The 26,272-nt window shown below is 63.9% G+C and carries 20 protein-coding genes; 8 read left to right on the top strand and 12 right to left on the bottom strand.

The window, feature by feature from the left end; translation table 11 throughout:
• Positions 1-50 precede the first annotated feature (50 nt).
• A complete protein-coding gene (locus AB4Z32_RS16520) occupies positions 51-245 on the bottom strand; it encodes a Flp family type IVb pilin (protein ID WP_442122947.1) in 195 nt (64 codons plus the stop codon).
• A gap of 404 nt (positions 246-649) precedes the next feature.
• Here AB4Z32_RS16520 and AB4Z32_RS16515 point away from each other — a divergent pair, with 404 nt between their 5' ends.
• Complete coding sequence (locus tag AB4Z32_RS16515; RefSeq protein WP_442122946.1) at positions 650-1,681, top strand: GGDEF domain-containing protein; 1,032 nt, start codon at positions 650-652, stop codon at positions 1,679-1,681.
• Positions 1,682-1,696: 15 nt separating this feature from the next.
• On the opposite strand, the gene AB4Z32_RS16510 is transcribed toward AB4Z32_RS16515, so the two are convergent.
• Positions 1,697-2,920, bottom strand: coding sequence for an HD-GYP domain-containing protein (locus AB4Z32_RS16510; RefSeq protein ID WP_442122945.1), 1,224 nt, complete (start codon positions 2,918-2,920; stop codon positions 1,697-1,699).
• Positions 2,921-3,054: 134 nt separating this feature from the next.
• Between AB4Z32_RS16510 and AB4Z32_RS16505 the strand changes: the two genes are divergently transcribed.
• The 6 genes from AB4Z32_RS16505 (at position 3,055) to AB4Z32_RS16480 (ending at position 15,443) form a co-directional block, all read left to right on the top strand.
• Entirely contained in the window at positions 3,055-3,990 is a 936-nt protein-coding gene (locus AB4Z32_RS16505; protein WP_442122944.1) for a LysR substrate-binding domain-containing protein, read from the top strand.
• 170 nt (positions 3,991-4,160) lie between these two features.
• Positions 4,161-7,772 (top strand): indolepyruvate ferredoxin oxidoreductase family protein, encoded by a 3,612-nt coding sequence (locus AB4Z32_RS16500; RefSeq protein ID WP_442122943.1) that lies wholly within the window; start codon positions 4,161-4,163, stop codon positions 7,770-7,772.
• Between the two features lie 120 nt (positions 7,773-7,892).
• Positions 7,893-11,180, top strand: coding sequence for a fused isobutyryl-CoA mutase/GTPase IcmF (gene icmF / locus AB4Z32_RS16495; RefSeq protein WP_442122942.1), 3,288 nt, complete (start codon positions 7,893-7,895; stop codon positions 11,178-11,180).
• Between the two features lie 99 nt (positions 11,181-11,279).
• The gene (locus AB4Z32_RS16490) at positions 11,280-11,588 is read left to right on the top strand and encodes a hypothetical protein (RefSeq protein ID WP_442122941.1); all 309 of its coding nucleotides are present in this window, start codon (positions 11,280-11,282) and stop codon (positions 11,586-11,588) included.
• Positions 11,589-11,734: 146 nt separating this feature from the next.
• Positions 11,735-14,509: an XrtA/PEP-CTERM system TPR-repeat protein PrsT gene (prsT, locus tag AB4Z32_RS16485; protein WP_442122940.1), complete on the top strand. Its 2,775-nt coding sequence runs from the start codon at positions 11,735-11,737 to the stop codon at positions 14,507-14,509.
• Between the two features lie 169 nt (positions 14,510-14,678).
• Positions 14,679-15,443 carry a GNAT family N-acetyltransferase gene (locus tag AB4Z32_RS16480; protein ID WP_442122939.1) on the top strand — a complete coding sequence of 255 codons (765 nt, stop codon included), beginning with the start codon at positions 14,679-14,681 and terminating at the stop codon, positions 15,441-15,443.
• 18 nt (positions 15,444-15,461) lie between these two features.
• Here AB4Z32_RS16480 and AB4Z32_RS16475 read toward each other — a convergent pair whose 3' ends face one another.
• From AB4Z32_RS16475 to AB4Z32_RS16430, 10 genes are all read right to left on the bottom strand, one after another.
• A complete protein-coding gene (locus AB4Z32_RS16475) occupies positions 15,462-16,136 on the bottom strand; it encodes a hypothetical protein (RefSeq protein ID WP_442122938.1) in 675 nt (224 codons plus the stop codon).
• A gap of 96 nt (positions 16,137-16,232) precedes the next feature.
• A complete protein-coding gene (locus tag AB4Z32_RS16470) occupies positions 16,233-17,099 on the bottom strand; it encodes a PEP-CTERM sorting domain-containing protein (RefSeq protein WP_442122937.1) in 867 nt (288 codons plus the stop codon).
• Positions 17,100-17,310: 211 nt separating this feature from the next.
• On the bottom strand, positions 17,311-18,924 hold the full coding sequence (locus tag AB4Z32_RS16465; protein ID WP_442122936.1) for an FAD-binding oxidoreductase: 1,614 nt from the start codon (positions 18,922-18,924) through the stop codon (positions 17,311-17,313).
• Positions 18,925-18,927: 3 nt separating this feature from the next.
• Positions 18,928-19,659: a GAF domain-containing protein gene (locus AB4Z32_RS16460; RefSeq protein ID WP_442122935.1), complete on the bottom strand. Its 732-nt coding sequence runs from the start codon at positions 19,657-19,659 to the stop codon at positions 18,928-18,930.
• A gap of 73 nt (positions 19,660-19,732) precedes the next feature.
• Positions 19,733-20,842 carry a nucleotidyltransferase domain-containing protein gene (locus tag AB4Z32_RS16455; protein ID WP_442122934.1) on the bottom strand — a complete coding sequence of 370 codons (1,110 nt, stop codon included), beginning with the start codon at positions 20,840-20,842 and terminating at the stop codon, positions 19,733-19,735.
• Positions 20,839-21,756 (bottom strand): HprK-related kinase A, encoded by a 918-nt coding sequence (locus AB4Z32_RS16450; RefSeq protein ID WP_442122933.1) that lies wholly within the window; start codon positions 21,754-21,756, stop codon positions 20,839-20,841. Before AB4Z32_RS16450 ends, AB4Z32_RS16455 begins: the two co-directional genes overlap by 4 nt.
• Entirely contained in the window at positions 21,750-22,022 is a 273-nt protein-coding gene (locus tag AB4Z32_RS16445) for an HPr-rel-A system PqqD family peptide chaperone (protein ID WP_442122932.1), read from the bottom strand. The genes AB4Z32_RS16450 and AB4Z32_RS16445 overlap by 7 nt, the downstream gene beginning before the upstream one ends.
• Positions 22,023-22,038: 16 nt before the next feature.
• On the bottom strand, positions 22,039-22,584 hold the full coding sequence (locus tag AB4Z32_RS16440; protein ID WP_442122931.1) for a hypothetical protein: 546 nt from the start codon (positions 22,582-22,584) through the stop codon (positions 22,039-22,041).
• 253 nt (positions 22,585-22,837) lie between these two features.
• Positions 22,838-23,437 (bottom strand): XrtA/PEP-CTERM system exopolysaccharide export protein, encoded by a 600-nt coding sequence (locus AB4Z32_RS16435; protein WP_442122930.1) that lies wholly within the window; start codon positions 23,435-23,437, stop codon positions 22,838-22,840.
• A 135-nt stretch (positions 23,438-23,572) separates the two neighbouring features.
• A complete protein-coding gene (locus tag AB4Z32_RS16430) occupies positions 23,573-24,424 on the bottom strand; it encodes a S1C family serine protease (protein ID WP_442122929.1) in 852 nt (283 codons plus the stop codon).
• A 303-nt stretch (positions 24,425-24,727) separates the two neighbouring features.
• Between AB4Z32_RS16430 and AB4Z32_RS16425 the strand changes: the two genes are divergently transcribed.
• Complete coding sequence (locus tag AB4Z32_RS16425; protein WP_442122928.1) at positions 24,728-26,272, top strand: XrtA system polysaccharide chain length determinant; 1,545 nt, start codon at positions 24,728-24,730, stop codon at positions 26,270-26,272.

The following is a 26,272-nucleotide window of genomic DNA, read 5'->3' as shown; positions in this document are numbered from 1 at the left end:
TCCAGAAGAAAAAAACCCTCCGGACGACGTGTCCGGAGGGCTCTATCGCATTACGATCCCGACGGTGCCGAAGCGCCCAGCTTGCCGTTGATGTCGGTGAACAGCTGCTTGATACCGTTGCCCAGGACTGCAGCACCACCGGCAACCACGACACCGATCAGTGCAGCGATCAGGCCGTACTCGATGGCGGTCACACCGTTCTCGTCAGCCATGAAGGTTTTGACTGCAGAGGCGAAAGTGCTCATGTGAAACTCCCATATGGTAGGTTAATGAAGACAACCCTGGCCGGAAGCGCTGACTGCAACTTCAAAACCACGTCGACTGCTGCGCTTTTCGGCTGACTGCGCCGAGTTCCGTGCCAGTGAGTTCACTATAAAAGGTGATGCCGCACGGCAAGTTGACTGCACACAAGCTTTCCAGAGGGAACTATTTTTTGTCGATGGGAATCATTCCCCCACGCTTGGGGGACGCGAATCGGCGACATCCTTGAGAAAATCCCTTGAAGACAAAAAAATTTTTTTTGCATAATTGCTTATATTGCAAAAAAGCTATATGCTGTTTCGCTTGCTCTTTGTGACATACCAGATACCTGCGAACGCGACGGCGGCTGTTGGTCCGCAGGTCGGTGGATTACATTGCTGAGAACGACATGGACTCGCTTCTGAAACACATGGTGGACATGACCGGCCACCGCGATCACGCGATGCTCGACATTTCCGTGATCTCGGCAGTGCAGGAACTGGCCCGCGCTGCGCAGACGCGCATCCTGAGCATCGCCACCGTGGCCGGACAACAGTACCTGCGTTCGCGCGCATCGATCCGTGCCGGCGGCGAAGCCCGCCTGGAAGATACGCCCGAAGGCGCACTCGGCGAACCCATCAGCCTGGAACTGGCGCGCTGCCTCGCCGAACACCGCAGCAGCGCCGAAGCCTGCGGCGCCGACGGCAGCCGCACCCTGTGGCTGCCGATCTGGTTCGGCGACAAGGCCTGCACCTGCCTGGAGCTGCGCAATGACCGGCCCTTCTGCAGCGACACCATCCACACCGTCGGCGGCATCGTCGGCGTCTACCGTAATTTCCAGAACCTGCTCGACTACAGCGAACGCGATTCGCTGACCGGTCTGCTCAACCGCAAGACCTTCGACGACCAGCTGGCCCGCATGCTGCACGGCGCCCACGAGCACGACCCGCGCCTGCCCGGCCTGGCGGAAAGGCGCCAGCCGCACGGACCGGAAAAACAGTGGCTGGCGGTGGTCGACGTCGACCACTTCAAGGCCGTCAACGACAAGTTCGGCCACCTGTACGGCGACGAGGTGCTGATCCTGATCGCCAACCTGCTGCAGTCATCGTTTCGGGTCCAGGACCGGGTCTTCCGCTTCGGCGGCGAGGAATTCGTCGTGCTGCTGCGTTCCACCACACTGGAAAACGCCTGGAAGATCATCGAGCGCTTCCGCACCAACGTCGAGAACCACGACTTCCCGCAGGTGGGCCGGGTCACGGTCAGCGTGGGCTTCGTGAGCATCAGCGCCTTCGAATCGCCGGTGGTGACCCTGGGCCATGCCGACCAGGCCCTGTACTACGCCAAGAGCAATGGCCGCAACCAGGCCTGCCACTACGACGACCTGGTCTCGCACGGCGTGCTGCAGGCGGTGGCCTCGAACGATACCGCCGAATTCTTCTGATATCGGGTTACACGCTCAGGCCGCGAGCGCCATGAAGCGCAGCGGATCGACCTTCCACTTCTCGGCCGATTCGTGGCGCACGATCTTGTCGCCGCCGCCGAAGCCCAGGCCGCGCGCCAGGTCCACGGTTTCCGGCTTGATGTAGGTCTGGCTCTTTGTGCTGAAGAAGACGTTGACCTTCGGCGTGAGCAGGCTGGTTTCATGCGGTTCGACCACCACCCCGAGGCGTCCCGATTCCAGCAGCACCAGGGTGCCGACCGGATAGATGCCGACGCAGCGCATGAACTCCTGGGTCAGCGCAGGATTGAAGTGGAACTTGCTCCACTCGTACATCTTGCGCAGCGCTTCGGCCGCCGGCATGCCCTTGTGATAGCAGCGGTCGGCCGTGATCGCGTCGTAGACGTCGACGATCGCGGCCATCTGCGCCAGCTCGCTGATCTGCTCGGCGCCCTGGCGGTCCGGATAGCCGGTGCCGTCGCGGCGTTCGTGGTGATGCAGGGTGATGTCGAGCGGGATCGCGCCGATCTCCGGCGAGCGGCGCAGGATCTCGACACCGTCGCGCGGGTGGCGGCGCACCACCTCGAATTCCTCGTCGGTCAGGCGGCCCGGCTTGTTCAGGATATGGTCCGGGACCAGGGCCTTGCCGGTGTCGTGCAGAAGGCCGCCGATGCCGGCCTGGTAGATGGTCTCGTCGTCCATCTTGCGCGAGCGGCAGAAGGCGACCAGCAGGGTGCACACGCTGACCGAGTGCAGGAAAGTGTAGTCGTCCTTGTTCTTGATGTAAGAAAGGCCCAGCAGGGCGCTGGCATTGCGCAGGATCGAGGCCGTGATGCTCTCGACCACCGGCGACACCTTGTCCATCTCGACCGCCTTGCCCAGGCGCGCGTCCTGCATCACGGTTTTCACCAGGCTGGCGGCCTGGCGGCGGATCGCGACGGCGCGGTCGAACTCCTCGGCCAGTGTGCTGCGCAGCGGCGCCACCGGCCTGGCCGCGATCGCCGCCACTTCCTCTTCGACCTTCGCCGCCGCCTCATCGACGGTCGGCGCATCGCTCAGGTCCAGCCCCTTGGCGCAGTCGATGACCACGCCGCGGATGCCGGCCTGGACGATCTTGCGGATTTCGTCCTCGCTGCTGATGACGAAGCGGTTACGAACGAAGGGATGTTCCATCCAGCCGCAATCGAGATCGTGGATGGCCATCCCTACGCGAAGTTGCGAGGAATCGATTTTCTTGAGCATGGGGACACGAACAGGGGTGTGTTAATCTCGCCGCGTTTCGAGGCGCTTTCAGTATAACAACTGTTCAGCTTGCCACTTGCCATAGGTAAACTACTTTCAGCGGAATGTGTCCTTAAAGATACAAATATTGATTTATGGAATTACGCCAGCTCCGCTACTTCGTCGCCATCGTCGACCATGGTTCGCTCTCGCGCGCGGCGCTGGTGCTGCATGTGGCACAGCCGGCGCTGACCCAGCAGCTGCGCCAGCTGGAGGATGAGCTCGGTGTGCAGCTGCTGCACCGCTCGGCCCAGGGCGTGGTCAGCACCGACGCCGGCAAGGTGTTCTACGAACACGCGCTGGCGATCCTGAAACAGGTGGCGGACGCCCAGGCGGCCGTGGTCCAGTCGGCCGAACGGCCCTCCGGCAGCGTCACCCTCGGCCTGCCGCACAGTATCTCGGGCGCGCTGGCCCTGCCGCTGCTGACAGCGATCCGCCAGCGTTATCCCGAGATCACCCTGCAGCTGACCGAGGAGCTGACCGGCAACCTGGCCGAGCAGCTGCGCGCCGGCCGCGTCAACCTCGCCGTGCTGCTCGACGACGGCCAGTTGTCCAGCTTCGCCACCACCCCGCTGGTCGAGGAAGAGCTGCGCTTCATCTGCCGCGACGACGCGCCCTGGGCCGCCGGACGCGACAGCCTGGCGCTCGCCGAAGCGCTGGACGCGACCCTGATCCTGCCCGGCCTGCAGCATGGCGTGCGTCCGCGCATCGAGAGCACGGCGCGCGCCGCCGGCCTGCACACGCGCGGCGTCATCGAAATCAACTCGATCGCGATCCTCAAGTCGGCGATCCTGGCCGGCATGGGCGCCACCATCCTGCCGGTGGCGCCGGTGCAGGCCGAAGTCGAGCGCGGCGCCATGCGGGCGGTCTCGATCCACAGCCCCTCGATCTCGCGCACGGTGGTGCTGTGCACCTCGAAGAACATTCCGCTGACGAACGCCGCCGCCGCGGTCAGCCGCCTGGTGGCCCAGGTTGCGACGGAACTGTGCGCCAGCGGCGCCTGGATCGGCGCGCGGGCCCTCGCGGCCTGATGGCCCATCATTTTTTCTTATAGCCCCATCCCCATTCCGTATTTCCGTATACGTCAAGTTGTCTCTACACTTCGGGCAAAGCCAAAAAACCGGCACCCGGCCCGCTCCCGCCACCGCCTACCCGGCGCGACGCTCCGAGCCAGCCCACCTGAATACCATTTGGAGACACCATGCCTGACACCATCCTCGGCCAGGGCGCGCCCGCGCCTGCCATCCCGTCCACGCCCGCCGCTCCCGTCGCCGGATCGCCGGACCGCTTGAAAGACGTCAGCCTCGACGACAAGTACACCGCGACCTCCGGCAAGATCTTCCTGTCCGGGATCCAGGCGCTGGTGCGCCTGCCGATGATCCAGAAGATCCGCGACGAACAGGCGGGCCTGAACACGGCCGGTTTCGTGTCCGGCTACCGCGGCTCGCCGCTGGGCGGCCTGGACGAGAACCTGTGGAAGGCCAAGGGCCACCTGGAAGCGAAGAGCATCCAGTTCGTGCCGGGCGTGAACGAGGACCTGGCCGCGACCGCCGTCTGGGGCACCCAGACCGTCGACCTGATCGGCCCGGCCAAGCACGACGGCGTATTCGCCATGTGGTATGCGAAGGGCCCGGGTGTCGACCGCTGCGGCGACGTTTTTAAACACATGAACCACGCCGGTACGAGCAAGAACGGCGGCGTGCTGCTGGTGGCCGGCGACGACCACGGCGCCTACTCCTCGACCCTGCCGCACCAGTCGGACCACATCTTCGCCGCCTGCATGATCCCAGTGCTGTATCCGTCGAACGTGCAGGAATACCTGGACCTGGGCGTGCACGGCTGGGCGATGTCGCGCTTCTCCGGCCTGGCGGTGGCGTTCAAGGCGCTGGCCGATACCGTCGAATCGAGCGCCTCGGTGGATGCCGACCCGTTCCGCGTCGAGGTCAAGCTGCCGCAGGACTTTACGATGCCGGAAGGCGGCCTGAATACGCGCCTGTCGTCCGTGCCGCTGGGCCAGCAGGCGCGCACCCAGGAAGCGCTGATGCAGGACTACAAGATCTACGCAGCCCTGGCTTACGCGCGCGAGAACAAGCTGAATCGCGTCACCATCGACAGCCCGGACGCCAGGCTGGGCATCATCGCCTCCGGCAAATCCTATGTGGACGTGCTGGAAGCGCTGGAAGAACTGGGCATCGACGAAGCGATGGCGGCCCAGGTCGGCCTGCGCCTGTACAAGGTCGCGATGATCTGGCCGCTGGAGCCGGAAGGCGTGCGCGAATTCGCCCAGGGCCTGGAAGAGATCCTGGTGGTCGAAGAAAAGCGCCAGGTCGTCGAATACCAGCTCAAGGAACAGCTGTACAACTGGCGCGACGACGTCCGTCCCCACATCGTCGGCAAGTTCGACGACAAGGGCGAATGGGTCTCGCCGCGCGGCGAATGGCTGCTGCCGCCGAAGGCCGACTTCTCGGTCGCCCAGGTCGCGCGCGTGATCGCCGGCCGCATCGCCCGCCTGAACCTGGACGGCCGCACCCGCGACCTGATCAAGGCCCGCCTGGCCTTCCTGGAAGCGAAGGACGCGGTGCTGATGAAGGCGGTCACGACGCCGTTCCGCCCTGCTTTTTATTGTTCCGGCTGTCCGCACAACACCTCGACCAAGGTGCCGGACGGCTCCTTCGCGCTGGCCGGCATCGGCTGCCACGTGATGGCGACCTCGATCTACCCGGAGATGAACAAGCTGACCACCCACATGGGCGGCGAAGGCACGCCCTGGATCGGCCAGGCCGCGTTCTCGAAAGTGCCGCACGTGTTCCAGAACCTGGGCGACGGCACCTACTTCCACTCCGGTTACCTTGCCATCCGCGCGGCGATCGCGGCCAAGGTCAACATCACCTACAAGATCCTGTACAACGACGCGGTCGCGATGACCGGCGGCCAGCCGGTCGACGGCGTCACCTCGGTGCCGCTGATCGCCCAGCAGATGGCGGCCGAAGGCGTGAAACGCATCGCCCTCGTCACCGAAGACCTGTCGCGTTACGAAGACAGGTCAAGCCTGCCGGAACTGGTCACCATCCACGACCGCAAGCACATGGACGACATCCAGCGCGAGCTGCGCGAACTGCCGGGCGTGACGGTCCTGATCTACGACCAGACCTGCGCCGCCGAGAAGCGCCGCCGCCGGAAAAAAGGTGAGTTCCCGGACCTGAACAAGCGGATGGTCATCAACGAAGCCGTCTGCGAAGGCTGCGGCGACTGCGGCGTGCAGTCGAACTGCGTCGCTATCCTGCCGAAGGAAACGGAATTCGGCCGCAAGCGCGCGATCGACCAGTCGTCCTGCAACAAGGATTACTCGTGCGCCAAGGGCTTCTGCCCGAGCTTCGTCACCGTCGAAGGCGGCACGCTCAAGAAAAACAAGGCCGGCGTCGCCAAGTCGAAGGACGAAGACGACGGCTGGGGCGCACTGCCGGCGCCGATGCTGCCGTCGATCGCCGCTCCCTACAACATCCTGATCAACGGCATCGGCGGCACCGGCGTGATCACCGTCGGCGCGCTGATGGGCATGGCCGCCCACCTCGAAGGCAAAGGCGCCTCGGTGCTGGACATGACCGGCATGAGCCAGAAGAACGGCTCCGTCACCTCGCACGTGAAGATCGCGGAAACGCCGGAACGCCTGCGCGCCCAGCGCATCGCCACCGGCGAAGCCGACCTGGTGCTGGGCTGCGACATGCTGACCGCCGGCGCCTCGGACGCGATCTCGAAGATGCGCCCGGGCCGCACCACGGTCGTCGTCAACCTGCACGAGCAGCCGACCGGCACCTTCGCCCAGCAGCGCGACTGGGAATTCCCGACCGAGCAGGTGCGCTCGCTGATTCTTGAGGCCGTGGGCGGTGAAGCCGGTGTCGACTTCATCGACGCCACCAGGCTGGCCACCGCGCTGATGGGCGACTCGATCGCCGCCAACCTGTTCATGATGGGTTACGCCTGGCAGAAGGGCCTGATCCCGCTGTCGGAAGCCTCGCTGCTGCGCGCGATCGAACTGAACGGCGTGGCCGTCGGCTCCAACAAGCGCAGCTTCCTGTGGGGCCGCCGCGCCGCCGTCGACCTCAAGCGCGTCGAGAACACCGCCACGCCAGTTCAGCCGAGCGCGGCCCGCGCCATCGTCATGCAGATGCCGCAAACCCTGGACAGCATCCTCAAGAAGCGCGTCGAATTCCTGACCGGTTACCAGGATGCGGCCTATGCCGCGCAGTACGCCGAACTGGTGTCGCAGGTGCGCGAGCGCGAAGCGGCCCTGGGCCTGGGCAACAAGCTGGCGACGGCGGTCGCAAAGTCCCTTTTCAAGCTGATGGCCTACAAGGACGAATACGAAGTTGCCCGCCTGTACACCGACGGCCGTTTCGTCGAGCAGCTGAAGAGCCAGTTCGAGGGCGAGTTCAGCGTCAAGTTCAACCTGGCGCCGCCGCTGTTCGCCAAGAAGGATGCCAAGGGCCACCTGGTGAAGGCCGAATTCGGCTCGTGGATGTGGAGCGCCTTCAGGCTGCTGGCCAAGCTGAAAGGCCTGCGCGGCGGCACCTTCGACATCTTCGGCTACACGGCCGAGCGCAAGATGGAGCGCGCGCTGATCAGCGAGTATCGTGGGATGATCGAAGGCGTGCTGGGCTCGCTGGATGCGTCGACGCACGCGACCGCGGTCGAGCTGGCGGCCCTGCCGGAGCAGATCCGCGGCTTCGGCCATGTGAAGGAAAAGGCGGTGGCCGAGTACCGTGCGCGGGTGACGGAGCTGCTGAGCGGCAACGCCAAAAAACGCGCTGCCTGATCGATCACCCGTCGTTCCCGCCTCCGCGGGGACGACGGCGTTCTGCATTCTTGACGTTTACGTTAACGTCATATACCGTACCAAGAACTCCTGTTCGCTTCCGCAATCTCAAGGAACACCATGAACGACATCACCCCCGCCGCCAGGCTCGAACTGCCGGAGCAGCCGAAACTGGCCAATAAAGTGCGTTTCGTGACCGCGGCTTCACTATTCGACGGCCATGACGCCTCGATCAACATCATGCGCCGCATCCTGCAGTCGAACGGCGCCGAAGTCGTGCACCTGGGCCACAACCGCTCGGTCGACGAAGTCGTCACCGCGGCCCTGGCCGAAGACGTGCAAGGCATCGCCATCTCCAGCTACCAGGGCGGCCACGTCGAATACTTCAAGTACATGATCGACCTGCTGCGCCAGCGCGGCGGCGCCCACATCAAGGTGTTCGGCGGCGGCGGCGGCGTGATCGTCCCCTCTGAAATCGACGAGCTGCATGCCTATGGCGTGACGCGCATCTTCAGCCCGGAAGACGGCCAGCGCATGGGCCTGGTCGGCATGATCCGCTCGATGCTGGAAGCCTGCGACGTCGATCTGTCGGCCTATGCGCCGACCTCGCTCGACGCGCTGACTGCAGGCAATATCGAACAGCGCCACCGTCCGCTGGCCCAACTGGTCACCGCGCTGGAAAACGGCAAAGCCTCGAACGAACTGCGCAAGCAGATCATGGACAGCGCCGAAGGCCTGAAGGTACCTGTACTCGGCATCACCGGTACCGGCGGCGCCGGCAAGTCCTCGCTGACGGATGAACTGATCCGCCGCATCCGCCTCGACCAGAACGACCGCCTGAACATCGCGGTGATTTCGATCGACCCGTCGCGCCGCAAGTCGGGCGGCGCCCTGCTGGGCGACCGCATCCGCATGAACGCGATCAATCCCTGGAATGGCCAGACGCGTGTCTTCATGCGCTCGCTGGCGACCCGCGAAGCCGGTTCCGAGATCTCCCAGGCCCTTCCGGACGTGATCGCCGCCTGCAAGGTGGCCGGCTTCGACCTCGTCATCGTCGAGACCTCGGGCATCGGCCAGGGCGACGCCGCCATCGTCCCGCACGTCGACCTGTCGATGTACGTGATGACCCCGGAATTCGGCGCCGCTTCCCAGCTCGAGAAGATCGACATGCTGGACTTCGCCGATTTCATCGCCATCAACAAGTTCGACCGCAAGGGCGCCCAGGATGCGCTGCGCGACGTGGCGAAACAGTACCAGCGCAACCGCGAACTGTGGAGCAAGTCGCCGGACCAGATGCCGGTGTTCGGCACCCAGGCGTCGCGCTTCAACGACGACGGCGTCACCGCGCTCTATCTCGGCCTGCTGCCGGCGCTGGCCGAACTCGGCCTCAAAACGGACACCCCGAAGCTGGCCCAGCCGGCGCAGAAATACTCGAGCGGCAAGAACGTCATCGTGCCGCCGAGCCGCACCCGCTACCTGGCCGAGATCGCCGACACCGTGCGCGGCTACCACCGCAACACGGGTAAACAGGTGAAGCTGGCGCGCGAACGCCAGCAGCTCAGCGAAACCAGGCGCATGCTGGCTGCGGCGAACCGCGAAGTGGTGCTGGACGACCTGATCACCGAGCGTGAGAACGCCATGGATGGCGAAGCGAAGAACCTGCTGGCTTCCTGGCCGCAGCTGCAGGCGACCTACGCCGGCGACGAGCACGTGGTCAAGATCCGCGACAAGGAAATACGCACCAAATTGGTGCAAACTACGCTGTCCGGCAACAAGGTCCGCAAAGTCGCCCTGCCCCGCTTCGAGGATCATGGCGAAATCCTGCGCTTCCTGATGCTGGAAAACGTCCCCGGCGCCTTCCCCTATACGGCCGGCGTGTTCCCCTTCAAGCGCGAAGGCGAAGACCCGACCCGCATGTTCGCCGGCGAAGGCGATGCCTTCCGCACCAACCGCCGGTTCAAGCTGGTTTCGACTGGCATGGACGCGAAACGCCTGTCGACCGCCTTCGACTCCGTGACCCTGTACGGCGCCGATCCGGCCCTGCGTCCGGACATCTACGGTAAAGTCGGCAACTCGGGCGTCTCGATCGCGACCCTGGACGACATGAAGGTGCTGTACGACGGCTTCGACCTGTGCAGCCCGAGCACCTCCGTCTCGATGACCATCAACGGTCCGGCCCCGACCATCCTGGCGATGTTCATGAACACCGCCATCGACCAGCAGATGGACAAGTTCGCCCTGGAGAAAGGCCGCCAGCCGACCGCGGAAGAAGCGGCGCAGATCAGGGCATGGGTGCTGGCCAATGTGCGCGGCACGGTCCAGGCCGACATCCTGAAGGAAGACCAGGGCCAGAACACCTGCATCTTCTCGACCGAGTTCTCGCTGAAGGTGATGGGCGACATCCAGGAATACTTCGTGCAGCACCAGGTGCGCAACTTCTACTCGGTGTCGATCTCGGGCTACCACATCGCCGAAGCCGGCGCGAACCCGATCTCGCAACTGGCCTTCACGCTGTCGAACGGTTTCACTTTTGTGGAAGCCTATCTGGCGCGCGGCATGAACATCGACGATTTCGCGCCGAACCTGTCGTTCTTCTTCTCCAACGGCATGGATCCGGAATACACGGTGCTGGGCCGCGTGGCGCGCCGCATCTGGGCGGTGGCGATGCGCGACAAATACGGCGCCAACGACCGCAGCCAGAAGCTGAAGTACCACATCCAGACCTCGGGCCGCTCGCTGCACGCGCAGGAAATCGACTTCAACGACATCCGCACCACCCTGCAGGCGCTGATCGCGATCTACGACAACTGCAACTCGCTGCACACCAACGCCTACGACGAAGCGATCACCACGCCGACCGACGAATCGGTCCGCCGCGCCCTGGCGATCCAGCTGATCATCAACCGCGAATGGGGTCTCGCCAAGAACGAGAACCCGAACCAGGGGGCCTATATCATCGACGAGCTGACCGACCTGGTCGAGGAAGCGGTGCTGCAGGAATTCGAGCGCATCGCCGAACGCGGCGGCGTGCTGGGCGCGATGGAAACCGGCTACCAGCGCGGCAAGATCCAGGAAGAGTCGATGCTGTACGAGCACCAGAAGCACGACGGCACCCTGCCCATCATCGGCGTGAACACCTTCCGCAACCCGAAGGGCGCGGAAGCCCCTGCCACCATCGAGCTGGCCCGTTCGACCGACGACGAGAAGCAGTCGCAGCTGACGCGCCTGGAAGCCTTCCACCAGCGCAACGCAAGTGAAGCCCCGGCCGCCCTGGCTGCCCTGCAGCAGGCCGCGATCGACAACGAAAACGTGTTCGCGCGCCTGATGGACGCCGTGCGCGTCTGCTCGCTGGGCCAGATCACGACCGCGCTGTTCGAGGTCGGCGGCCAGTATCGCCGTAATATGTAAGCCGGCAAGCCTCCGCTCCTGCTTTAGAATTCGGGGTCAGAGCACATTTCGGCACACCGCCAAAAATGTGCTCTGACCCCGAATGTCATGGAGCCATGCATGCCGATCAAGCCGGAACAACTCGCGTCCCTGATGCGCGAAGTCGAGCAGGAAGATCCGATCGATTTCGCCGACCTCCCCTTTCCCGAAGACGATCTGCGCGAGCTGGTCGCCAACCACCTGTGCGAGATGGCGGCCTCGATGGAGAACTTCAGCTCCGAAGACCGCCTGATGACCCTGCTTGCCGTGTCGGCCAAGCTGGTCCTCGAAAACCTCGTGCTGCATGTGCAGTTGCTGCGCCGCCATGGCATTCCTGCCGGCGACAATGTTGAGGCACTGTTAAGCCGGCTGCGTAACAACAAGAAGTAAATGACGCACAAAGACCACAGAGCGCTCTGATTTAGCACAATTCCCTATCGTGTTGATGTCAGGAAGATATCTTCAGGTATGATTGACTTTCGCAAATTTCTATGCAGACAGGCCTGTTTGCACCCACTCGATTTCTTGAGGAAACCATGCCGCGTAAAGTCAACAAAAGGGCGCTCAGCACCGCTCTGGTCACCGGAGCCATCATCGTCTCCGCCGCGCTAGGCGGCTGTAATCGCACCAAGCCGACGGAACAGCTGCTGGCCGAGGCGAAGCAGTACCAGCAGAAAGGCGAGATCAAGGCGGCCATGATCGAGCTGAAAAATGCTGTCGCCAACAGCCCGGAGAACGGCGAAGCGCGGCTGGCGCTGGGCTCCTTGCACGTCCAGGCCGGCGACTACGTGTCGGCCGAGAAGGAGCTGCGCAAGGCGCTGTCGCTCGGTATCGACAAGAAGCGGGTGCTGCCGCCCCTGGGCCGTGCGCTCGAGCAGGAGGGCAAGTTCAAGGAGCTGCTGGATACCATCGCGGCCGATACCGCTGCCGGCTCGGCCGAACTGCTGGCCCTGCGCGGCAGCGCCTATCTCGGATTGAACGACGCGGACAAGGCCAAGGATGCCTTTGCCGAGGCCGCCAAGCTGCAGCCGGACAACGGCGATGTCCTGATCGGCATGTCGCGCCTGGCGCTGCTCCAGAAAGACGCGATCGCGGCCCAGACCCTGGCCGACCAGGCCGTCGCCAAGGATCCGAAAAACGCCGACGCCTGGATGTTCAAGGGTGCACTCGCACGCGGCGAAGGCAAGATGCCGGAAGCGCTGGCCGCCTTCACCAAGGCTTCCGTGGTCAAGCCGGATCACCGCACCGCATTCATCGAAAAGGCGCTGATCGAAATCAACCTGCGCAAGTTCGACGAAGCCAAGGCCGACCTGGACGCCGCGCGCAAGCTTACCCCGGGCAGCCTGCAGCTGGCGTATACCCAGTCCCTGCTCGACTTCACCAAGGGCCAGAACGCGGCGGCCCTGGAATCGATACAAAAAGTGCTCAAGAGCGCGCCCGACCATCTGCCGAGCATGCTGCTGGCCGGTGCGATCGAGCTGAGGATGGGCTCCTACCTGCAGGCGGAACAACACCTGGGCAAGTATGTGAAAGCCATTCCGGACAATACCTATGCGCGCAAGCTGCTGGCCCAGGCCCAGCTGCAGACCGCCCCGTCCGAAGCCCTGGCGACGCTGGCGCCGGCGCTGAAGAATTCGTCCGACGACCCGCAGCTGCTGGCGCTGGCCGGTGAGACCTATCTGCGCAACAAGGACTACGGCAACGCCACCAATTACCTCGAGAAAGCGACGGCGCTGGCGCCGAAGGTCGCCGCCCTGCACACCTCGCTGGGCCTGTCGCGGATGCGCCAGGGCGACCAGGCCAAGGGCCTGTCCGAGCTCGAACTCGCCGCCTCGCTCGACAACAGCTCGCCGAAGGCCGGCATCGCCCTGGTGCAGGCCGAGATGTCGATGAAGCACTACGACAAGGCCCTGGCCGCGGCCCAGGCACTGGTCAAGCAACAACCCGACAATGCCCAGGTGCAGGCCCTGCTGGGCACGGTGTATGCGTCCATGAACGACCAGGCCAACGCCCGCGCCAGCCTGGAAAAGGCGCTGGCGATCGACCCGGTGTTCTTCCCCGCCGCGGCCAACCTGGCCCAGATGGACCTGAACGACAAGAAGCCGGCCGATGCCGAAGCCCGCTTCACCACCATCCTCAAGAAGGATCCGAAAAACATCGGCGCCATGACGGCGCTGGCCGAACTCGCCGACCTGCAAGGCCAGCCCGACAAGGCCACGACCTGGTTCGAAAAGGCCAGCAGCGAGAACCCGACCGCCGTCGGCCCCGGCATGCGCCTCGCCAACCATTACCTGAAGATCAAGCAGGCGCCGAAGGCGCTGACCGTGGCGCGCAAGCTGCAGACCGAGAATCCGACCGATCCGAACCTGCTGGACCTGCTGGGCCAGGTCCAGCTGGCGAACAACGATACTACCGCGGCGATCGAAACCTACAGCAAGCTGGTCAACGTGCAGCCGAAGTCGCCCCAGGCCAGGTACCGCCTGGCCTCGGCCTATGCGGTGGCGAAGCGTGACGACGATGCCGCCTCCGAGCTGAAGAAGGCGACCTCGCTGCAGCCGGACTTCCTGCCGGCCCAGCTCGCGCTGGCCGAGCTGTCGATGCGCAAGAACCGTCCGGAAGAAGCCCTGGCCATCGCCCGCGGCATGCAGAAACAGCCGCGTACCGCGAACGCCGGCCTGATGCTCGAAGCCGACATCCTGATGACGCAGAAGAAGATCGACCAGGCCCTGCCGCTGTACGAGAAAGCCCAGGCCAGCCATCCGACCACCCAGGTGGCCCTCACCCTGCACCGCCTGCAGAAAATGAACGGCAAGGAGCAGAAAGCCAACCAGGTTCTGACGCAGTGGCTGAAGGACCATCCGGACGACGTCCAGGCGATCATCTATTCGGCCGAGCAAAGCCTGTACGCCAAGCAGTACCAGGCGGCCGCCACCCAGCTGGAGAGCGCGCTGAAACTAGCGCCCAACAATGCGCTGGCGCTCAACAACCTGGCCTGGACCTACCAGCAGCTGAACAATCCGAAGGCGCTGGAAACCGCCGAGAAGGCCTACAGCATCGCAGGCAACAACCCGGCCGTGCTCGACACCCTGGGCAGCATCCTGACCGACAAGGGCGACACCAAGCGCGCGGTCGACCTGCTGCAGAAGGCAGTGACGGCCTTCCCGAACAACCTCGACATGCAATTGCACCTGGGCGAGGCCCAGGCCAAGAACGGCGACAAGGCCGGTGCCCGCAAGACCCTGGAGAAGGTGTCGGCGGCCAACAAGGGCGAGAGTTCGGCCAAGGCGAAGGAGTTGTTACAACAAATGTGACATCCAGCCGGCGGCGCAAGCCGCCGGCTTGACAAATAGTGTTCTTTTTATCTTGTTCGTTATCAACTATTCATTTCTTTATAGAATCTTTACTGGCCCGGTGTTACGATTGGTACTATAGGCGCGCGTTTGCGCGAGATAAATAGCGACGTCCTGCGGAGAGAAAAGAATGAACAGTTTAGCAACTGGCGAGGAAGTGGTGAAGGCGTCCTCTGAACCTCAGGACGCACGTTACGATTCCGCTCCTAAGGGGGGTGCTGAGCTCGGCTGTGATACGATCACAGACGTGACCATTAACGAAAAAACATTTGGTATCCGTACGGCGGACACGGATGGGAGGCGCAGTTCTGCGAACCTTCTCATCAACAAGATGTATGCGTGGCGCGGTTACTCGGGCACGCATCGTCTGGACGACGACCCGAACCGGATTACTCTTTCGGCTTCCGATCACGGCGAAGTGGTCGGAACGGTCACGCTTGGCATCGATTCCCCGGTCGGCCTGCTGGCCGACGAAGTCTTCAAGGACGAGATCGACCGTTTCCGCGAGCGCGGTGCGAAGGTCTGCGAAATCACCAAGCTCGCCTTCGACCCGAAGGTGCGTTCGAAGGCCGCCCTGGCTTCACTGTTCCACGTGATGTTCATCTATGGCCGCCGGCTGCACAAATGCACCGACGTCTTTATCGAAGTCAATCCGCGCCACCGCCGCTTCTATGAAACCATGCTGGGTTTCAAGCGCGTCGGCGAGCTGCGCATCAATCCCCGTGTCGATGCCCCCGGCTGGCTGCTGTGGAACAGCCTCGACTACGTCCAGGACCAGATCGAGCGCTACGGCGGCACCAGCGATTCGGCGGAAAACGAACGCTCGCTGTTCCCCTACTTCTTCTCCCAGAAGGAAGAAGAAGGCATCGCGCGCCGCCTGACCAACCTCGGCTGAACGCGCCTACCCCGGCATTCAGGCAGCGCCGCCCGGCGCTTCGGCCGCCGTCCGCGCGGCCGCTTCGTGGCGCGCCAGGATCGGGTTGATCAGGCGCCGCATGAACAGGCCGATGCCGCCCCACATCGTGATGAACCACAGCGGCACGCCGCCCGGCGGATTGCCCGGATAGCCCCACTGGCCGCTGTGCACGCCCGTGTATTCGATCAGCGCCCCCAGCAGCACCATATAGCCGGTATAGGCCAGGTCCAGCGGCTCGTGGAACAGCGCCAGCCCCACCAGCAGCAGGACGCCCGTCACCAGCAGCAGCGTATTGCTGTCGTGGATGGTGGCGAAGGCGGCCGAATAGGCCAGCGCGAGCGCCCATACGGTCGCCCGCCTGCCGGCCGGCGCCGGGCCGTTCAGCAGGCGCCGCGTGTGCAATAGATAGAAGCCCCACATGAACAGTTCCCAGACCGGCTGCAGCAGGATGTCCGGGTGGGCGAACATGAAGATGCCCTGCTTCAGGGAAGCGGCATTCATCGCCGTGAAGAAGGCGCAGACGCAGACGTAGAAGATCGCCTCGACCTTGCCGAGCCGGCCGAAGGTCAGAGCCCAGAGGACCAGCAACGCGGCCAGCTTGCCGGGATTGGTCGGCACGAACGCCAGGATCAGCATGACTGCCGGGACCTGCAGGAGAAGGCGGGTTCGCATATACATTTGGCAAGTAGACATGAAAGGCGCTGATGTTGTCAATCAGCACAAGAAAAAAGGCCTCCGAAGAGGCCTTTTCAAGTGGCGCGCCAGGAATTACTTGGCGGATTTCTTCTCGCGGCGGCGCAGGGCGGCGCCCATGCCGACCATGGCCAGGCCCATCAGCGACAGGGCACCCGGCTCCGGCAGGGCGAATGCCTGGCCCGGATCGTCGATACGGGCACCCAAGATGTTCTCGCCGCCATTCCACAGCGGGTTGTAGTTGTAGCTGTTCTTGAAGCGCAGGTCGCGCAGGCCCAGGTAGCTGGAGAACCAGTTCGAGTTCAGCTGGTTGGCCCACAGGCCGGTTTTGCCGTCAATCATGGCATCGGTCACGACCGAACCGTAGGAATCGGCATTGCCGGTGAAGCCATTGCTGCTTGGCACCTGGTCGCCGACGATGGTATTGGTCGGGTTGCCGGTATCCATGCCGGTATCGAACATGATACGGGCCAGGAAGGTGCCTTCGGTAAAGCCGGTAGCGCAGCTTTCACCGCAGCGGATGCTCGGGCTGATGGACGTGTTCGACACCGACGATTTGCTCATCGTGTCGGTATTGCGCCAGTACAGGTCGAGATAGCCGCCGGTAGCCGGGAACGGGTTGGTTGCCGACGGCGAACCTTGCTGGACGCCGTAGAACATACCGGTGATCTGGCCTTGCTGGCCATTGACGAAGAAGATTTCACCGTTCGGATCGATCGCATCGTGCGGCGTGTTGACGTCGCCTTTTTCGGCCGTCGACACCAGGATAACGCCCCAGTTGATTTCGTTGTTACCGAAGGTGTGTGCGCCGTTGATGGCGATCTGTTCTTGACCCGAGAACTTCAGGTAGATCGGGCCTGCCGGCAGATTGGTGGGAGCCGGTGCAGCATACGCACCGATGCTCACAGCGGCGCCGACAGCGAAAGCGAGTAACTTCTTCATGTTCTCTCCAATAATGGAATCAATTAATCATTAACGACAGCAAAGGTATATAAGCAACCTGCGTGCCAGCTTGAATAAATGCCTTATAACTAACTGATCTTGAAGAGAATTATTATTAGGAAATTAACATTTCAACAGATTCTTAAAGGAAAGTTGACAAAACTTGTAAAAGAAGTCGACAGTTAACTGCTTAACACAACTACGCCTACTATCAATTGTGATAGCGTCCGGGCGCCAGCAGGTCATGCGGATCGAGTTCGCGGCGCAGGCGCGCATGCAGGCGCGCCGAGTCGTCCAGCAGGTGCTGCAGATCCGGCATGGCATCGACCGCAAGGCGATACGGGAACCAGCCGCGCTCGCGGCCGGCGGCGATCAGCTCCCGGTAGCAGGCCTGGGCCGCCGCCACCGCCGCCGGCGAATTGCGGTCGAACAGGAGCGGCACGGTACTGTCGAACAGTTTGTCGCTGAGCGAAGTAAACGTCAGCAGCGGCTCGATGCCGTGGCGCCGGGTGATCTCCCTCACCATCTGGACATAGGCGCGTGCGCCGGCGCCGCGCATCGGCACCAGCGGCGCGTACCAGATCAGGCCGCAACCGTCGCGCGCCGGATCGCGCGGCCCCTCCCCGTGCGGACGTGGATTGCGCCAGTAGGCCAGCGGCAGGGCCGTCTCATTCGGACGCCCCAGCACCAGTTCCATCGAACTGGCCAGGGTCGAGGCGGTGCTCGACAGGCGCTGCCCGGCCGGCCCGGGAATCCAGCGCGACAGCGCCAGCAGCGTGTTCGCATTGTCCTGGCTCAGGAACAGCAGGCGGCTGGCCACGCCCTTGAGGGCGGCGCGGATCTCCTTCTGCGCCGCCTTCACCATGCGCGCGGTGCCGTACAGGGTGCCGAAGCCGGTCCAGGGCAGGATCTGGTACTGGCTGCCCAGCGCCTCGATCACCTCCTGCGGGATCAGGCCGTCGGGACCGACGCGGTCGGCCGGATACGGCGCCGACATCGCCAGCACGCGGTGCCGGTTCATCAGGTTCAGTCCGCCGACCGTGCCGGGCAGGCGGCCGAGGATGGCGCGGATCCGTTCGACGGCCGGCTCGAGCAGGCTGTCATCCTTCAGGCTGAACAGGCACACTTTCACTTTTTCCGGACGGCGCGCCAGCATGATGCTCATCCGCGTGACGATGCCCAGGCCGCTCTGGGTGAACAGGCCGCTGGCATAGGGGCCGATGCCCCACTTGAACAGGCGCGCGATGTCGTCGCCGCCGGCTTCGCGCATCGCCGAGCGGTACAGGCTGCCGTCCGCCAGCACCGCCTCGAGGTCCGTCACCGCCGCGAAATGATCGGTGATCGGCGTGACGCCGTAGCCGCGCTCCAGCGCATTGCCGAGCAGGCTGCAGTGGGGACCGGCGCCGGTGGTCGGCACCATGAAGGGGTAGTCCTGCTTTTCCAGGAACTCGGCCAGCATGCCTTGCGTGACGCCGGGCTCGAGCGTGACCACGCCCATGTCCTCGTCGAAATGCAGGATCGCGCGCAGCCGGGACAGGTCGATGATCACGCAGCCGTCGCGCGCCGCGAGCGCGCTGCCGTAGCCCCAGTTGTGGCCGGTACTGATCGGATGCACGGGAATCCGGTAGCGCTGGGCGATGCGCATTACCTCCGGCAAGTGCTTGCTGTCGAGAATGCGCAGCGCGGCCGGCAGGCGGCGCGTCGCGCCCGTGGTATCGGCGCCCCAGGCCTGCAGGGCGGCTTCGCCGTGCAACACGTTTTCCGGGCCGAGCAGTGCCTGCCAGGCGTCCAGGGCCGGCGCCAGTTGGGTCGTGGTGTCTTGCATGAATCAGTTGGAAGTCGGTGGAGAGGACGGAGGTGAGTGCTTGAGCTTCAAATTCAACTGCTCGATCAGTTCGGTTGCCGCGCTGACGATCTGGCCGGATTCGAAGCCGGCCTTGGTCATTTCCTTAAAAAAGGAGCGCGCGAGAATCTTGGCGGCGTCTTCGGGATTGCGGTAGGCCAGGCGCACCTTGTCCTGGACCTGGTCGCGCGCTTCCTGCAGCAATGCCAGTTGGGAAAAACGCGAGTCGAGCAAACGTTGCAGCTGCTGCACCTGAATCGATTTGCCGATGAATAGTGCGATTATATTCAGCAATTGTAGATCGCCCTGGGTGAATGCCTGGCCCTCCCTGGCGCCCGCCACATTGATCACGCCGACGATCTTGCCGTCGACCCTCAGCGGGGCGGACATCAGGCTGCCGCCGATGCCGTCGCGGCCCTGGGCCAGCGCCGCCACCTCGGATTGCGCGATGTCTTCGATCAGCAGCGCCTCGCCGCTGGCCAGCACCCGGCCGCAGATCCCTTCGCCCTGCCCCACCGAGGCCGTCAGCGCGGCGTCCGGCAGCTTGCCGAAGCGGGCGTGGACCGTCATGCGCAGCTGGCCCGGGGCGCCGCTGTTGAGCAGCATGATGGAACAGCTGCCGGCACCGAGCAGCTCCGCCGTCAGTGCGGCCTGGTTCTGCAGGCTTTCGTCCAGACTGCCTTCGGCCAGGAAATTCTGCAGGTCCTGGAGTCTCACCCACCTGTTTTCCGCACTGCCCATGTCTTCCTCGCAATAGGAGTGATTACATATCGGTAATCTTTTAATAATATCAGTGCGCCGGCGTCGCGTCAGGAGAAAGGAAGGCCTTGTGAAAAAGATGGCGCAGCAGCAGGAAGAAAGGCATACGCAGCCAATTGCCGCGGATATACAGCATGCCGTGGGCGAGCGGCGTGAAGGCATCCGCGCAGCTCGGGTGGAAGGGGACCAGGGCGCGCAGGAACAGGCGGTCCATCAGCGCCAGCAGCGGACGGCCGGGCGCCTCGCTTTCCATCGCGCGCAGCACGGCGTCCGGCACCGGCGTACCCAGCAGGCGCCGGCAATAACGCAAGGCGTAGAATAGCGGCCGCCCCAGTTCCAGCTCGCGGGCGCGCGCCGGCAGGCCGTTCCAGAAGCCGTCCCGGGCGCCGAACTGCAGCAGCAGGCGGTGGATGTCGAACAGGTTGCGCAAGCCATGCTCGAACTCGCCCTCGTAGAACAGGTGCACGGCGCTGTGCAGCACCATGTCGCGCGGCGCCAGCACGTACAGCGGCGGCATGCCGGGCTCGGTATCGGCAAGCGGCACCGCGGCCGCGCGCAGCCTGGCGGGATCGGGACGGCGGTCGGCGGTCTCGGGCAGGATGGCATGGTGGACGTCGATGACGTTGCCGCGGCGCACGTGCTCCATCGGCGGCAGTTCGTGCATCCATTCGCGGTAGTAGCGCTGGTCGTAGGCATCCTGGTGAAGGCTGGCCCAGCCGCTCATCATCAGGGCCCCTTCGACCTCGCCCAGCTGCGCCTTCGGCACCAGGATGTCGATGTCGGAAAATATCCGGCCGCGCCCCGCCGCCAGGCCGGCCATCGCGTAGGCCGCGCCCTTCAGCAGGATCAGCGGCAGGCCGAGACCGGACAGGGCGCGGCCGATCTGCCTCACCTCGTTGCGCACCGCCCGGGCATGGCGCTCGCCGGCCACGCGCGCCCACTCCAGGTGCATGCGCGCCGGCGCCGGCGCCTGGTCGAGCAGTCCGGCATCGTCGAGCAGCATCAGCAGGATGACGCTCATGTCGGCGTTCTCCGCCTGGCGCAGCAGCAGGTCCCAGCCGGCCAGGTCGAGCCCGGCTGCCGCGGCGGGATCGCGCAGTACGCGCAGCAGTACCGGCAACAGCGGTGGCGATGCCGTCATGCGCCGTCCTTCGCCAGTCGTTCGAATAACTGGACAGCCTCGTCCAGTTTACTGTACCGAAACTCGAAGGCCGTGGTCGCGTCGATCAAGGCCCCGAGCGCGCCGAAACCGCGTGCGCCCAGCACCTGGTAATTGAAAGCGTTCTCGGCTACGCCCATGAAGGCGCGCGCCTTCGGCAAAGGCCGCAGGCTGATCGGCGCCTGCGCCTCATATCGCGGAAACACGATGAAGGCCGGCCGGGCCGGTTCCGCCGCGCGCGCAATGCTCTCCGCAGGCGCCTTCAGGTGGGCGATAGTGCCCTTGGCGGTCTTTTCCACGGGCGTACTGAGCACGGCATCGGGGGCGAACGCGCGGATCACGCCGATCGACTGGTTCTTCAGGCTGACCGGACGCGGCAGCGGCAGCACCGTACCGTTGTCCAGGCTGACCAGGGTCATCTCGTCGGACAGCAGGCGCCAGCCGCGCATCACCAGGGCCGCGCACAGGGTGCTCTTGCCGGATCCGGGAGGCGCCGGCAGGACCACTGCGCGGCCGTGCCGCTCCAGCACGGCGGCATGGATGATCAGGTAGGAATGGGCACGGTGCGACACGCACCAGTTCATCACCCATTCGAACATCGGGTAGGCATGCGCCAGCGGCAAGGGCTGGAACGGCGCCACGCCCTCGTAGGCGAAATGGACTTGTGGGCGGAAGAAACGCCGCAGCCTGCCGGCGCGGTGCAGGGACAGATGGAAGTCGGCAAAGCCGCCAGGTTCGTCGACCGGATAATCCGCATACAGCAGCGCAATACCGGTGGCCAGCTGCGGCACGTCGCTGCGGATACGGTTGGCGAACGGTCCGGTGCGCAGGACCAGTCCCGGCCCTGTGAGGCGGGCCGCCAGCTCGCCCTGCGGCAAGTCGCCGACGCTCAGCATGGAAAAGGCTCGACGAGGTCGAGGCGGGCAAGGCCGGCCAGCATGTGCTCGATCATCGCGCGCAGTTCGTCGGTATCGGCCTCGAAACGCGCGGCCAGGCGGTCCGCCAGCGTGGCGGCATCGGCGGGACCGATGCGCAGCGCCAGCAAGACATCGACGGCGGCACCGTCCAGCAGGTGCGTGCCGCCCGACAGGTCGTTGTACAGCACCGCTTCTTCGTCCCACTCCCGGAAAGCAAGCGACTGCCCCGGCACCACACGCCACATGCTCGCTGTCGCCTCGTCAATCGTGGGTGGATTCGAGATAATTCTTGACCTGTTCGGCACTCCACCTGACGCCGGCGGCCGGGCTGTAGTAACCCTTGGTCTGGACGTCGGCCCACATCGCCAGCAGTGTGTCGGTCGACAGGAAACCGATCCTGCCGGATTTGATGTTCAGGTAGGTCGCGATCGCATGCATCGCCAGATTGTACTTGTCGAATTTCTGCGGACTCAGCAGGTTCAGCATCGTCGAGCACAGGTAGCTCGTGTTCTTGGTCTTGACGGTGCAGGACCCGCGGTTGCCCGCCACGTAGAACACGTCGGCAAACCAGGTGTCGATCGAGCATGGCCAGGAGCCGGTGTGGTTCTTCCAGAAGCCCGGCGACAAGCCCTCGCATGCCGGCTTGACGCCGCCGTAATGGCTGCTCATGCCGCCGGACATGGAGCCCGACGGCGACTTGCAGGTCATGAGCTTCAAGGTCGCGTGGCTTTCCAGCGTCGACAGGACGCCGACGGCACCGACACCGGCCTTGGCCAGCCGGCGCCGGGCGGCACCGCGTTCGCTCAAGGACAACGGCGCTGCGTTTCCATTGTTTTCTTGATTTTCGGTAGCCACGTGCGTTATCCCCAAAGATGTGTTGCGATCATGCGAAGCGTTTTTCCACTTCCCATAAAAAGCAAGTTCCGGGCCATGAACAGACTGTTCCGAAAAAAATATTGTAAATCAGGCGCTTAATGCCGACTGTACTACCCGGAAATTTCTATTGTATGCCGGAACGCCGACAAGTGTAAAAATTATCGACGCCTCCCGGCAGACAGAATCAGAAGAAACTTTCGGGGATGATCAGCACGTCGCCGGGGCGCATCGGCATGTTCGCCGAGATATCGCCTTCCTTGATCAGGTCGTCCAGGCGGACGTTGAATTTCTGCTGCTTGCCGTCGACCGTGCGGATCACGCTGGCACGGTTGCCGGCGGCGAACTCGGTGACGCCGCCGACCGCGATCAGCACGTCCATCAGGCTCATGTCGCGGCGGTACGCCAGGGCCTGGGGCTTGGCGGCCTGGCCGATCACACGGATCTGTTCGCTGAAATTGCCGACGAAGTTGGTGACGATCACCGTCACCACCGGCTGCTGGATGAACTTGGCGAGCGCTTTTTCGATGTCGCGCGCCAGTTCGGTCGAGGTCTTGCCGGCGGCCGGCAGGTCTTCGACCAGCGGGGTGGTGATCTTGCCGTCCGGACGAACCGGCACCGACATCGACACCTCGGGGTTGCGCCACACCATGATGCTCACGCTGTCGCCCGGTCCGATCAGGTAGTCGGGGTTGGTGACCTGGGTTTGCGGCGGCGGCGTCCTGGTGGCACAGCCGGTCAGGAGCAATGCGAGCGCGGCGGCTGCCGCCACTGTCGTGTGTTTCATCAGGTTCGCCTTGTACTTGCCCACGTCATTCCCTTTCGTCGAACACATATGTTAATAAGTCGCTAACAGCGATGTATTGTATATCATAGTGCTTGAGGAAAAGACCGCGCACGCTTGAAATCTTTCCCGCATACTCTATTTCTGTTGCATTAGATTCTTCACGTACTTCACCGGAATCGCATACGTGATGCCGCTCGGCGCGCTGATCGCGGTTTCCTTCAAACCCTTCACGAACACGGCGTTGATCACCCCCCACACTTCCCCGCTGGCCGGATCGTAGACCGGACTCCCGCTGTTGCCGGGATAGGCCGTGCCGTCGAGCTGGAAGATGTCGTAGGAGGTGCGCTGCAGCTGGACCAGCTGGCGCACGTCGAGCTTGCGCGAACTCAGCGAAGGCATGACCACCGGCGTGATCGCGGCGAGGGTGGCGCGGTGGGTGGCCGCATGCAGGCCCAGCACCATGCCCAGCGGATAACCGGTAAAGGCCAACGACTGCCCTTCGGCGACGCTGTCGGAATCCCCCAGCTTCAGCGCCGGCAGCGGCGGACCGCTCAGGCGCAGGTGGGCCAGGTCGTGTTCGTTGTCGCGCGCCACCAGCTGGGCCGGGCGGAAACGCACGGTGTCGCCGTCGCTGGTCACGATGCCCAGCTGCTCCATGCGCGTCTCGTCCAGCTTTTCGGGCACCACGTGCGCATTCGTGATCACGCTGAGGCCGTCTCCCACCACGAAACCGGTACCGACGAACACGGTCGAGGGACTGCGCGTGCGCTCGAAGGTGCCGACCCCGACCACGGAGCGCTTGACCGTCGGCACCACCGCCGTCAGCTCGGCGCCCACCGCCGGCACGATCATGCAGGCGGCCGCGAAACCGGCCAGCAGCGCCCGCCAGGACCGCCGGCGCGGGGCCGTGCGAGGGGTGGCGGAAGGGCTGCCGAAGCATGTTTCGTTGGTGCACCAACCGTGCACCCCTTTTTGCAATTTAGACATTACAATAAAGCAGTATCTTTTAGAAAGTTGCGATTTCGCAAGTCTACTGCATGAATGCTCCGCATATGAAAGTCCGACGTACTTCCCAGCAATAATTTCACTAAATTAATGCAAACCTGACCCTATCTCCGTGTTTCTTAAAGGAATTTGTGTTGTAGCCGAGGTACGGCTTGTTGAGCTCTTCACATTTTTCGTGTGCTTAATTGCAATTGCAGAGAGTACAAGCGATGATGCGTGAGTATTCCATTTTCCTCTGATTTGGATCAGTAAATGAGTCCAAATCTTTCATGGTGAGATTGAACGATGGCAGAGATCACAGCCACCCTCCTGAACTTCCTTAAAGCAATCGGCAAATACCGCTGGTATGCCGTCGCCATCGCCTGGACCGTCGCCGTCATCGGCTGGGCCGTGGTGCTGCGTCTGCCCAACCAGTACGAGGCCTCGGCCCGTGTCTACGTCGACACCCAGAGCATCCTCAAGCCCTTAATGTCAGGAATGACCACCCTGCCCAACCTGGACCAGCAGGTGGTGTTCATGCGCCGCACCCTGCTCAGCCGTCCGAACGTCGAAAAGCTGATGCGCATGGTCGACCTCGACGTCAAGGCCAAGGATGCCAAGGAGCACGAGAAAATCGTCGACGACCTGATCGCCAAGATCAAGATCGGCGGCACCGAGCGCGACGACATCTATACGATCACCTACGTCTCGGACAACCCGAAACTGGGCAAGGACATCGTGCAGTCCCTGCTGACCATCTTCGTCGAGGGCAGCTTCAGCGGCAAGAAGCAGGACTCGGAAAAGGCCGTGCAGTTCATCGACGACCAGATCAAATCCTATGAAGAGAAGCTGAGCGCCGCCGAGAACTCGCTGAAAGAGTTCAAGATCAAGAACATGGGCCTGCTGCCGCGCGAAGGCGGCGGCGACTTCAGCGGCCAGCTGATCCAGGCCACCGACCAGCTCAGCCAGGCCCGCCTGGAGCTGGCCGAGGCCGAGCAGGCCCGCAACGCGATCCGCCGCCAGATCACGGGCGAGCCGGCCAAGCCCGGCAAGGCGGGCGAGGCCGTGGAAATCCCCGTCACCGATCCGGAACTGGAAAACCGCATCGCCACCGCCCAGAAGAACCTGGACACCCTGCGCCTGCAGTACACCGAGCAGCACCCGGACATCGTCGCCAACAAACGCCTGCTGGACCAGCTGCTGGCGCAGAAGGCCGACCTGGCCAAGCAGAAGAAGCGCAGCAACGATCCGGGCGCCGGCTACAGCCCGATGCTGCAGCAGCTGAACGTCTCGCTGTCGGCGGCCGAGGCCCACGTGGCATCGATGCGCATCCGTGCCGACGAATATGCGGCCCGCGTCGCCCGCCTGCGCGCCCAGAGCTCGTCGGTGCCGGAAGTCGAGGCCCAGCTGGCCCAGCTGAACCGCGACTACCAGGTCAACAAGGAGAACTACCAGAAGCTGCTCGAACGCCGCGAATCGGCGCGCCTGTCGGGCGACCTGTCGTCCGCCACCGACATGCTGACCTTCCGCGTGATCGATCCGCCGACCGTGCCGACCCAGCCGGCCGGTCCGAACCGCCTGCGCCTGTTCTCACTGGTGTTCGCCGGCGCCCTGGCGGCCGGCATCGCCGTCGCCTTCCTGATGAGCCAGCTGCGCCCGACCTTCCTGAGCCAGGCCACCCTGCGCGACGTCACCGGCGTGCCGGTGCTGGGCTCGATCGGCATGAACTGGACGGCGGAACAGACGGTCCGCCGCAAGCGCCGCCTGGCCGCCCTCGGGGTATCGGTACTGGTGCTGTTCGGGATCTACGGCGCCGGGATGGCAGCGATCCTGTCCCATCCCTCGTTTTAA

It is taken from the genome of Massilia sp. 2TAF26 (assembly GCF_052115005.1).
In the GTDB taxonomy this organism is placed as follows: Bacteria; Pseudomonadota; Gammaproteobacteria; order Burkholderiales; family Burkholderiaceae_D; genus Telluria.
Note: the sequence above shows the minus strand (reverse complement) of the source record. Positions and strands in the feature narration are given on the sequence as shown.